Genomic DNA, 10,724 nt, shown 5'->3' with positions numbered 1-10,724 from the left:
CATTGTTAGTTCTTTTCTGGTGTGTGGTTGTGCCGATAAAGACGGCTATGGAAATGGTGACTGTTGGAAGCACACCGGACAACGCGGGCGGGGGAGTGCCCCCTCTGCGGCGCTGAGCGCCTTGAGGACGGAGCCCCCGCCCTGCGTGTCCGGTATGCGCCTCGTTTAGTATCACTACTCGCTTTGAGCGGATGCGGTCGCCTCGCTCGTAGCGTCTGCTTCGTCTCCGCAACCGTAATGAAGGGTCTCAGATTTGACAACAACAAACGCATTATCTTCAGAACGGCGAAGAACAAAGACCCGTCGCGTTAGTTGAGGGTCCTTAAATTTCTTACCCTCAGCAGAGCGAACGTTACTCCAGTCTTCACAGAACGTGATGGTTGCGCCGGTGTTGTATGAGACAGAACCATCGTCGTGCATGGTTCCATAGGTGACTGGATCGATGTTATTGAAGGCAATTTCGCCCTTGATAGGACCGTGGTTTTCTTCTGTGAACTTTTGAATATTCTCCACTTCCTCCTTTGTGTCTTCCAGGAAGGATTTATCCACGTATCGGAGCAGCTCTTCATCACTCGTGTGCTCCAGGCTCCCATGCATCCATGCATTCCAAACACGTCGGTACTGTTCCAACGCATCGTATGCAGCCTTGAGGGTCGCATCTGCTGCTTCCTTCGACGGGTTATCCAGATCAACGTTCGCACGAATCAGCACGGGCTCATAACCCGTCGGAGTGGGCGAAGGAGTGGGAGTTGCAGAAGCTTCCGCGCTTGCCGACTCAGCGCTCGCGGAGGTGGAAGCGCTCGATTCTGCGCTGACCTGCGCACCACCGGAACAAGCGGACAGGGTGAGCATCATTGCCGCAGAAAGCGCGGCAATAGAACTACGGTTAAACATCATTGTTAGTTCTTTTCTGGTGTGTGGTTGTGTAAACCGCAGAATTATCCATACAGCAACGTGTGGAATTCAGCGGAATGTTATCGGTTGATGCCATTACCCTAACATATATCCACGGAGCACACACTCCAGCGTATTATTTGTTCATTTTGTTGAGAGCCTGCTTGTTGCAGCGCAGATAAGGGACACGGTACGTGCCTCATCGCTGTGTCCCTCCCACCGTGAGCGGTCTCTCGCCGAACCTGAACGTAGCCTGTGAACTGTGGTACCCTACTAGAAGCACAAAACCTTTAAATCCGTCCCGTGAGGCGGGGAAGGAGACGGCTATGCCTGGGTCAACTGTACCCACATCCGGCGCGAATCAGGGGCGAAATCTAACCGCAGCCCCCCATTTGGCAACCCCTCAAAGCACCTTGGAGGACGCGACCACCGTCGGCCGCACCATCCTCAGCGAGGACGAAATCCGCCGCGCCCTCACCCGCATCGCCTACGAAATTATTGAAACCAATAAAGGCGTAGAAAACCTCGTACTCATCGGCATCCGCTCCCGCGGCGTGCCCCTCGCCGTACGACTCGCAGCCCGCATCCAAGCCATCGAGCCGAACTTCACCGCAGAAACACGAATCGGCGCCCTGGACATCACCGCCTACCGCGACGACCAGCGAACCGGCGGCACCACCTCCCCAGACACCGCAGGGGAAAGCATCATGCCCACCATCGGCATTGAAGGCAAAACCGTAGTCCTCGTTGACGACGTCCTCTACTCCGGCCGCACCGTACGCGCCGCCCTCGACGCACTCAACGCCCACGGACGACCCGCCCTCGTACGCCTGGCAGTCCTCGTAGACCGCGGACACCGGCAACTACCCATCCGCGCCGACCACGTGGGCAAAAACCTGCCCACCAGCGCCAGCGAAACCGTGCGCGTCGTACTAACTGAAACCGACAACGCAACAGACCGAGTTGACATTATCCAGCTGGGAGGGCTCTCATGAAGCATCTGCTCGACACCCGCGAACTAACCCGCGAAGAAGCCATCGAAATCCTTGACGTCGCCGACTACATGGCGCAGGTCAAAGCCGAAAACCGCACCCTCAACGTGCTCAACGGCAAGACCGTCGTCAACCTCTTCTTCGAGGACTCCACCCGAACCCGCCTCTCCTTCGAAGCCGCAGAGAAGCGCCTGGGCGCCGCCGTCACCAACTTCTCCGCATCTGGCTCCTCCGTGTCTAAGGGCGAGTCGCTCAAGGACACCGCGCAGACCCTCAAGGCGATTGCCGCAGACGCGTTCGTGATCCGCCACTCGGCATCCGGCGCGCCGCAGCGCCTCGCCGAGGCAGGCTGGACCGACATCCCCGTACTCAACGCGGGCGACGGCACCCACGCACACCCCACCCAGGCACTGCTCGACGCCGTATCCCTGCGCCAGTACAAGGCAGAACGCGACGGCCTCGACAGCCCCCGTGGCACCGACCTGTCCGGCATGCGTGTTCTCATCGTCGGCGACATCCTGCACTCGCGCGTGGCACGCTCCAACCTCTGGCTGCTAACCACCCTCGGCGCGCAGGTCGTCTTCGTCGCACCGCCGACCCTGCTGCCGCTGAACACCGCCTCCTGGGTTGAAGAAGCCGGCGTGGAAATCTTCCACGACTTTGACGAAGCCATCGCCACCAACCCCGACGCCGTCATGCTGCTGCGCATCCAGAAGGAACGCATGAACGCCGCGTACTTCCCCTCCGCAGAGGAGTACACCGAGCTGTGGGGCCTGACCGCCGAACGCTTCGCAACCCTGCAGGCACAGCCGCAGCCGGTCGCGATCCTGCACCCGGGCCCCATGAACCGCGGCCTGGAAATCTGCACCGAAGCCGCCGACGCCACCAACTCCTGGGTCCTGCGCCAGGTCAGCAACGGCGTGGCGCTGCGCATGGCGGTGCTCTACCTGCTTCTGACCGACGGCTCCAGCGCCAAGCTCTACGCCGGCGACGAATCCTAAACGACCTTCCTAACGAGAGGAACCAACACCATGAGCAAGTACCTGATCAAGGGCGCAAGCCTCTACGGCGAAAAGGTCGCCGACATCCTCATCGAGGACGGCGTGATTAGCCGCATCGCAGAGAACATTGACGCCGCGGATGCACAGGTCGTCGAGGCGGCAGGCCAGGTGGCGCTGCCCGGCCTGGTCGACATCCACACCCACCTGCGTCAGCCCGGCTACGAGGCATCCGAAACCGTCGAGACCGGCACCCGCGCAGCAGCCCTGGGCGGCTACACCGCAGTGTTCGCCATGGCAAACTCCATGCCCGTGGCAGACACCGCTGCAGTCGTTGAGCAGGTTGACCGCCTCGGCAAGGAATCCGCATGGTGCCGCGTGCAGCCCATCGGCGCAGTAACCCTGGGCCTGAAGGGCGAGCGCCTCTCCGACATTGGCGGCATGGCGAACTCCACCGCGAACGTGCGCGTGTTCTCTGACGACGGCATGTGCGTGTACGACCCCGCCGTGATGCGCCGCGCCCTCGAATACGTCAAGACCTTCGACGGCGTTATTGCGCAGCACGCGCAGGAGCCGCGCCTGACCGAAGGCGCCCAGATGAACGAAGGTAAGGTGTCCGCTGACCTGGGCCTGGCCGGCTGGCCCGCCGTCGCTGAAGAGGCAATTATCGCCCGCGACGTGCTGCTGGCTGAGCACCTGGACTCCAAGCTGCACATCTGCCACCTGTCCACCAAGGGCTCCATTGAGGTTGTGCGCTGGGCTAAGTCCCGCGGCGTGAAGGTGACCGCGGAGGCAACCCCGCACCACCTGCTGCTCACCGACGAGACCGCACGCACCTACGACCCGATCTTCAAGGTGAACCCGCCGCTGCGCACCGAAGAGGACGTCATGGCGCTGCGTCAGGCTGTTGCTGACGGCATCATCGACGTGATTGGTACCGACCACGCACCGCACCCGGCAGAGACCAAGGAATGCGAGTGGGCGTGCGCCGCGAACGGTATGACCGGCCTGGAGCAGGCACTGTCTATCATTCAGATGACCCTGGTCGACACCGGCATGATTACCTGGCGCGACGTGGCACGTATCCTCTCCGAGCAGCCCGCGAAGATCGGTCGCCTGGACCACGAGCAGGGCCGCCCGCTTGCCGAAGGAGAACCGGCAAACATTGTGCTGGTCGACCCGAAGGCAACCCGCGTCATCAAGCCGGAGGAGCAGGCAACCAAGGGTAAGAACAACCCCTACCGCGACATGGAGGTGCCCGGCTCGATCCGTGCAACCTTCTACGCTGGCCACCCGACCGTGCTGAACGGCGAGCTGGCAACCCCGCGCCGCTAAACCCGCGAGGCGAACGTACGTGGTGACCGTGCCTGGCGGTGGTAGGTTCGCGCCTGCCACCGCCTCGCCGGGAGGTTCAACCGCGCCGGGAGTACCGCCCCCAACCCCACCAACCCAGGCCGAGATCATCGACCGAGACCCCAACCGAAAGAGAGAACCTTCGTGGGAAAGTTCCTGACCGCCGTCATCTGCATCGCACTGGTTGCCCTGTGCATCTACGGCATGTGGCACGGATGGCGCTCGCGCCTGGCACGCCAGGCGAACATGTTCGGCTCCCTCAAGGAAGTTCCCGAACGCTACGAGGGTATGACCGCTGACGCCGCTTTCGAGGGCGAGTACGTCAGCACCACGATTTTCGGTAACTGGCTGGACCGCGTGGGTTTCGATTCGCTCGGCTTCAAGAGCAAGTCCACCCTGCTGATTTACCCGGACAGCATCATCTTCACCCGTAACGGCGCGAAGGACCTGTGGATTCCGGCGAAGAAGCTCGCAGTCATCACCACCGACCGCGGTATGGCGGGTAAGGTTGTGGAGAAGAACGGCCTGGTCGTGATTGGTTGGACCCTGGACGGTCACCGCGTGCAGACCGGCTTCCGCACCCGCTACGCCGAGGACAAGCAGGCGGTACTGCGAGAGCTGCGCCGCATCGCCCCGAACGCGGTGGATGCACCCGAGAAGTGGGCGGCAGAACCGGAAGCCTAAATCCCGGCGCAATATCCCAGCGCAATATCGCGGTGCAGTATCCCGGCGCACCCACACCCAAGATTTTGCCTGAGGTCAGGCGAACACCCGCCGAAGGCACCATAGACTACCCCGGAACCTGCACGGTAGAGGCCGTACAGGAAGCGGGGGAGAACACCAGAGAAAAGGAAGAAGAGCATGACTGACATGACACGATCCGGCGCCCTGCGTACGGACCGCGCGCTGCTCGTCCTGGAGGACGGCACCGTCTACCGCGGCTACGGCTACGGCGCAACCGGCGCGTCCCTGGGCGAGGCGGTTTTCTCGACCGGTATGACCGGCTACCAGGAAACCCTGACCGACCCCTCCTACGCGGGTCAGATTGTGGTTCAGACCGCTCCCCATATCGGCAACACCGGCGTGAACACCACCGACGCTGAGTCCCGCAAGATTTGGGTTGCCGGCTACGTGGTTCGCGACGCAGCACGCGTGGCATCCAACTGGCGTTCTGAGCGCACCCTCGACGAAGAGCTCATCGAGCAGGGCATCGTCGGTATTCAGGGCATTGACACTCGCGCCCTGACCCGCCGCCTGCGTTCGAGCGGTTCGATGCGTGCGGGCGTGTTCTCCGGTGAGCACGCAGAACGCCCCGAAGCTGAACTGCTGGAGGAGGTGCGCGCCTCCGAGCCGATGGCAGGCCGTAAGCTCGCTGACTCCGTTTCGGTTGACACCGCCTACACCGTTGAGCCGCACCAGTTCAACTGGTTCGCACCTCCGGTCGCAACCATCGTCGCCCTGGACCTGGGCATTAAGGCGATGACCCCGCAGCGTTTCGCTGAGCGTGGCGTGCGCGTGCACGTGCTGCCCGCAAGCGCAACCCTCGAGGACATCTACTCCCACAACCCCGACGGCGTGTTCTTCTCCAACGGCCCCGGTGACCCGGCAACCGCTGACGAGCAGGTTGAGCTGCTGCAGGGCGTGCTGCGTAAGGGCACCCCGTTCTTCGGCATCTGCTTCGGTAACCAGCTGCTCGGCCGCGCCCTGGGCTTCGGCACCTACAAGCTGCCCTTCGGCCACCGCGGCATCAACCAGCCGGTCATGGACAAGACCACCGGCAAGGTTGAAATCACCGCGCATAACCACGGCTTCGCTGTGGACGCGCCGATTGGCGACTACGTGACCGCACCGAACGCCGAGTTCGGTCAGGTCATGGTCTCCCACGTGGGTCTGAACGACAACGTGGTTGAGGGCCTGACCTGTAAGGATATCCCCGCGTTCTCCGTGCAGTACCACCCCGAGGCTGCCGCGGGCCCGCACGATTCCGCCTACCTCTTTGACCGTTTCATCGACCTGATGGTCGCAACCAAGACTGCAAAGGAAGCATAAATGCCTCGTCGTACTGACCTTAATAGCGTCCTCGTCATCGGTTCCGGCCCCATCGTCATCGGTCAGGCAGCGGAATTTGACTACTCCGGCACTCAGGCGCTGCGCGTGCTGAAGGAGGAGGGCGTGCGCGTCATCCTCGTGAACTCGAACCCGGCAACCATCATGACCGACCCCGAGTTCGCGGACGCCACCTACATTGAACCCATCACCCCCGAGGTGATTGAGAAGATCATCGAGAAGGAAAAGCCGGACGCAATCCTGCCGACCCTGGGTGGTCAGACCGCGCTGAACGCGGCTATCTCCCTGGATGAGCGCGGCGTGCTCTCCAAGTACAATGTTGAGCTGATCGGCGCGAACATTGAGGCGATTAACCTCGGTGAGGACCGTGAAGCGTTCAAGGGCGTGGTGGAGCGCGCCGGCGGCGAGTCTGCACGCTCGGTGATTGTTCACTCCATGCCGGAGGCGCTGGAAGCCGCTAAGGAGCTGGGCTACCCGATGGTGGTTCGCCCCTCCTTCACCATGGGTGGTCTCGGCTCGGGTATGGCGTACAACGAGGAAGACCTCTACCGTATTGCCGGCGCCGGTATTCAGTACTCGCCGACCAGCGAGGTCCTGCTGGAGGAGTCCATCCTCGGCTGGAAGGAATACGAGCTGGAGATGATGCGTGACACCAACGACAACGTCGTGGTCGTCTGCTCCATCGAAAACTTCGACCCCGTGGGCGTGCACACCGGTGACTCCATCACCGTGGCACCCGCACTGACCCTGACCGACCGTGAGTTCCAGAAGCTGCGCGACATCGCGATCAACGTGATTCGTGAGGTTGGCGTGGACACCGGTGGTTGTAACATCCAGTTCGCGATCGACCCGAAGACCGGCCGCATCATCGTCATTGAGATGAACCCGCGTGTGTCTCGTTCTTCGGCGCTCGCGTCGAAGGCTACCGGCTTCCCGATTGCGAAGATTGCGACCAAGCTGTCTCTGGGTTACACCCTGGATGAGATTCCGAACGATATCACCCAGAAGACCCCGGCGTCCTTCGAGCCGACCCTCGATTACGTGGTTGTGAAGGTTCCGCGCTTCGCGTTTGAGAAGTTCCCGGCTGCTGACCCGACCCTGACCACCACCATGAAGAGTGTTGGCGAGGCTATGGCTCTGGGCCGTAACTTCACTGAGGCTCTGCAGAAGGCGATGCGTTCGCTGGAGCAGAAGGGTGCGTCCTTCTCGTTCAAGCCGCTGTCCCTGTCTGAGGCTGAGCTGGCTGAGCTGATTGAGAAGACTAAGGTTGCGACCACTCAGCGTATTTACCAGGTTCAGCAGGCTCTGCTGGCTGGCGCTACCGTGGAGCAGCTGCACGAGGCGACCAAGATTGACCCGTGGTTCCTGGATCAGCTGGTGCTGCTGAATGAGGTTGCCGGCGTGGTTCACGCTAAGCGTGACAACCTTGACCCGGAGACCTTGAAGCTGGCTAAGCGTCACGGTTTCTCGGACGCTCAGATTGCTGAGATTATCGGCTCTTCTGAGGATGTTGTGCGCGGTGTTCGCCACGCTCTGGGTATCCGCCCGGTCTTCAAGACTGTTGACACCTGTGCTGCCGAGTTTGAGGCGTTCACTCCGTACCACTACTCCTCCTACGACCTGGAGGATGAGGTTGCGCACCACGAGAAGCCCTCGATTATGATTCTGGGTTCGGGCCCGAACCGTATCGGTCAGGGTATTGAGTTTGACTACTCCTGTGTGCACGCTTCGCTGGTGCTGCGTTCGCTCGGTTACGAGACTGTCATGGTTAACTGCAACCCTGAGACTGTTTCGACTGACTACGATATTTCGACTCGCCTGTACTTTGAGCCGCTCACCCTTGAGGATGTGCTTGAGATTGTTGAGTCGGAGCGTCGTACCGGCGGTCTGATGGGCGTGTTCGTTCAGCTGGGCGGTCAGACTCCGCTGAAGCTGGCTCGTGCCCTGAAGGATGCTGGCGTGCCGATTCTGGGCACCACCCCCGAGGCTATTGACCTGGCTGAGGACCGCGGCGAGTTCTCTCGCGTGCTGGAGGAGGGCGGCCTGATTTCGCCCAAGAACGGTACCGCGTTCACTTTCGAGGGTGCTAAGCGCATCGCTGATGAGATTGGTTACCCGGTTCTGGTTCGCCCCTCGTACGTGCTGGGCGGCCGTGGCATGGAGATCGTCTATGACGAGGCGAACCTGGCACGCTACCTGGAGAACGCTACCGAGGTTTCGCCTTCGCAGCCTGCTCTGATTGACAAGTTCCTTGAGGACGCTATCGAGATTGACGTTGACGCCCTGTTTGACGGCGAGGAGCTGTACTTGGGCGGCGTCATGGAGCACATTGAGGAAGCCGGTATTCACTCGGGTGACTCCTCCTGTACTCTGCCTCCGATTACTCTCGGCCCGGACATCATCGCGAAGGTGAAGGACGCTACCGAGAAGATTGCTCGCGGCACCGGTGTGCGCGGCCTGATTAACATTCAGTTCGCGTACGTGTCTGAGAACCTGTACGTGATTGAAGCGAACCCGCGTGCGTCTCGTACTGTTCCGTTCGTGTCGAAGGCTACCGGCGTGCAGATGGCTAAGGCTGCTGTGCTGATTGGTCTGGGTAAGAGCATTGCGGAGCTGAAGGCTGAGGGCTACCTGCCGTCGAACATGGATGGCGCATCCCTGCCTGAGGAGACTGCGATTGCTGTGAAGGCTGCGGTTCTGCCGTTCGCTCGTTTCCGCACCCCGGAGGGTGTTGTGGTGGATTCGCTGCTGAGCCCGGAGATGCGTTCGACCGGTGAGGTCATGGGTCTGGATAAGCACTATGACACCGCGTTCGCGAAGGCTCAGGCTGGTGCTGGTTCGCCGCTGCCGACCTCCGGTAAGGTGTTCATTTCGGTGGCTAACCACGATAAGCGTAACGTCATTATTTACGCGAAGATGCTGGAGTCGCTGGGCTTTGAGATCGTTTCGACCGGTGGTACCGCTGAGATTCTGCGCCGTAACGGCCTGAACTCGGTGATTGTGGCTTCGAAGTTCGCTGAGGCGAATGGCGACCACTCGATTGTGGACATGGTCCGCAACGGTGACATTGACTTGATTCTGAACACCCCTGCCGGTGGTGCTGCTCGTAGCGATGGTTACGAGATTCGTGCCGCTGCGGTTTCGGTGGGCTGCCCGGTCATGACTACCATTTCTGAGTTCGCTGCGGCTGTTCAGGCGATTAATGCTCTGCGTGAGCACAGCTGGGACATCATGAGCCTGCAGGAGCACGGCGTTCAGCTGGCTGCCGCTGTGGATGCTCGTTCCGAGGGTGGCGAGGCGTAATGTCCGCTGCTTTTGGTGATCGTCTGGCGAAGGCGATGGCGGAGCGCGGCCCGCTGTGTGTGGGTATTGACCCGCATCCGAACCTGCTGGAGCAGTGGGGTCTTGAGGATTCCGCTGCCGGCCTGGCTGCTTTTACTGAAGCGGTCTATGAGGGTTGCGCCCCGTTTGCGGCGGCGTTGAAACCTCAGGTGGCGCTGTTTGAGCGTCACGGTTCGGCTGGTCTTGCTGTGCTGGAGGCGCTGTTTGCCCGCGCTGCCGCTGATGGTGTGCTGATTGTTGCTGACGCTAAGCGCGGCGATATTGGTTCGACCATGAAGGCGTACGCGGATGCGTGGCTCGGCTCGTCTTCGCCGCTGGGTACCGATTCGGTGACTTTGAGCCCGTATCTGGGTTTTGAGTCGCTGCGTCCGGCGCTGGATTTGGCGGATGAGAATGACCGCGGCACGTTCGTGTTGGCGTTAACCTCGAACCCTGAGGGTAAGAGCGTTCAGCACGTGGGCGCGTCGGAGTCTGGTCATTCCGGTGAGTCTGAGGGCGCTGTGGCTAAGCGTATTATCGCTGCGGCTACCGCTGAGAATGCTTCCCGCCAGTGGGAGCAGATGGGCCCGTGCGGCCTGGTGGTCGGTGCGACCGTCGGCCAGGCGCTGGTTGACCTGGGTATTGACCTGGGTTCCTTCAACGGCCCGATTCTGTCGCCCGGTTACGGCGCTCAGGGTGCCTCGGCCGCTGACCTGTACCGTGTGTTCGCGGGTGTGGAGTCGCAGGTGCTGGTGAATTCCAGCCGTGGCGTGCTGGCTGCTGGCCCGTCGGTTGAGGGTTTGGCTCAGGCTGCGCAGGCGGCTCGTGATGACCTGTTGGCGGCTCGCGGCGCGTAGTTCGCGTGTTGTGTGAGGGGCGTGTGCTCCGGGTGGATTCTGTTGAGGGTCTGCTCAGGGTGCGCGCCCCTTTTGCCTGTTTTATCGCAATTTTTGGGTACATCCGCATGCATAATTTTGCCGCCGCACACTCGCGCCGATGCGAGTTTTCTCACCTCTGTAGTGGGGGAGTGTGTTTCCGTCAAGACTCACGCCCGCGGTTCCGCTTTTGATAGGGCGAATACTCCGCTATGCTATAGGGG

8 protein-coding genes are annotated in these 10,724 nt (G+C 61.3%); 7 read left to right on the top strand and 1 reads right to left on the bottom strand.

Annotated features, from left to right (window positions below; translation table 11 throughout):
* Positions 1-174 precede the first annotated feature (174 nt).
* Complete coding sequence (locus HMPREF2836_RS05740) at positions 175-897, bottom strand: hypothetical protein (RefSeq protein ID WP_070543577.1); 723 nt, start codon at positions 895-897, stop codon at positions 175-177.
* 323 nt (positions 898-1,220) lie between these two features.
* Here HMPREF2836_RS05740 and pyrR point away from each other — a divergent pair, with 323 nt between their 5' ends.
* From pyrR to pyrF, 7 genes are all read left to right on the top strand, one after another.
* On the top strand, positions 1,221-1,889 hold the full coding sequence (pyrR, locus tag HMPREF2836_RS05735) for a bifunctional pyr operon transcriptional regulator/uracil phosphoribosyltransferase PyrR (protein ID WP_246822833.1): 669 nt from the start codon (positions 1,221-1,223) through the stop codon (positions 1,887-1,889).
* Entirely contained in the window at positions 1,886-2,887 is a 1,002-nt protein-coding gene (locus HMPREF2836_RS05730; protein ID WP_070599991.1) for an aspartate carbamoyltransferase catalytic subunit, read from the top strand. The genes pyrR and HMPREF2836_RS05730 overlap by 4 nt, the downstream gene beginning before the upstream one ends.
* Before the next feature lie 30 nt (positions 2,888-2,917).
* Positions 2,918-4,219, top strand: a complete 1,302-nt coding sequence (locus tag HMPREF2836_RS05725) for a dihydroorotase (RefSeq protein WP_070629803.1) — start codon at positions 2,918-2,920, stop codon at positions 4,217-4,219.
* 162 nt (positions 4,220-4,381) lie between these two features.
* Positions 4,382-4,921: a PH-like domain-containing protein gene (locus tag HMPREF2836_RS05720; protein ID WP_005508722.1), complete on the top strand. Its 540-nt coding sequence runs from the start codon at positions 4,382-4,384 to the stop codon at positions 4,919-4,921.
* A gap of 177 nt (positions 4,922-5,098) precedes the next feature.
* Entirely contained in the window at positions 5,099-6,286 is a 1,188-nt protein-coding gene (gene carA / locus HMPREF2836_RS05715) for a glutamine-hydrolyzing carbamoyl-phosphate synthase small subunit (protein ID WP_070629802.1), read from the top strand.
* On the top strand, positions 6,287-9,607 hold the full coding sequence (gene carB / locus HMPREF2836_RS05710) for a carbamoyl-phosphate synthase large subunit (protein ID WP_005508717.1): 3,321 nt from the start codon (positions 6,287-6,289) through the stop codon (positions 9,605-9,607).
* Positions 9,607-10,482 carry an orotidine-5'-phosphate decarboxylase gene (pyrF, locus tag HMPREF2836_RS05705; protein ID WP_070629801.1) on the top strand — a complete coding sequence of 292 codons (876 nt, stop codon included), beginning with the start codon at positions 9,607-9,609 and terminating at the stop codon, positions 10,480-10,482. Before carB ends, pyrF begins: the two co-directional genes overlap by 1 nt.
* Positions 10,483-10,724: the final 242 nt, after the last annotated feature.

It is taken from the genome of Rothia sp. HMSC065C12, assembly GCF_001812085.1.
In the GTDB taxonomy this organism is placed as follows: domain Bacteria; phylum Actinomycetota; class Actinomycetes; order Actinomycetales; family Micrococcaceae; genus Rothia; species Rothia mucilaginosa.
Note: the sequence above shows the minus strand (reverse complement) of the source record. Positions and strands in the feature narration are given on the sequence as shown.

What these genes read in the sequence shown, in the direction of transcription:
- pyrR (WP_246822833.1), top strand. Translation starts at nt 1,221, where the DNA reads ATGCCTGGGTCAACTGTACCCACATCCGGCGCGAATCAGGGGCGAAAT.
- carA (WP_070629802.1), top strand. Translation starts at nt 5,099, where the DNA reads ATGACTGACATGACACGATCCGGCGCCCTGCGTACGGACCGCGCGCTG.
- carB (WP_005508717.1), top strand. Translation starts at nt 6,287, where the DNA reads ATGCCTCGTCGTACTGACCTTAATAGCGTCCTCGTCATCGGTTCCGGC.
- pyrF (WP_070629801.1), top strand. Translation starts at nt 9,607, where the DNA reads ATGTCCGCTGCTTTTGGTGATCGTCTGGCGAAGGCGATGGCGGAGCGC.
- HMPREF2836_RS05740 (WP_070543577.1), bottom strand. Translation starts at nt 897, where the DNA reads ATGATGTTTAACCGTAGTTCTATTGCCGCGCTTTCTGCGGCAATGATG.
- HMPREF2836_RS05730 (WP_070599991.1), top strand. Translation starts at nt 1,886, where the DNA reads ATGAAGCATCTGCTCGACACCCGCGAACTAACCCGCGAAGAAGCCATC.
- HMPREF2836_RS05725 (WP_070629803.1), top strand. Translation starts at nt 2,918, where the DNA reads ATGAGCAAGTACCTGATCAAGGGCGCAAGCCTCTACGGCGAAAAGGTC.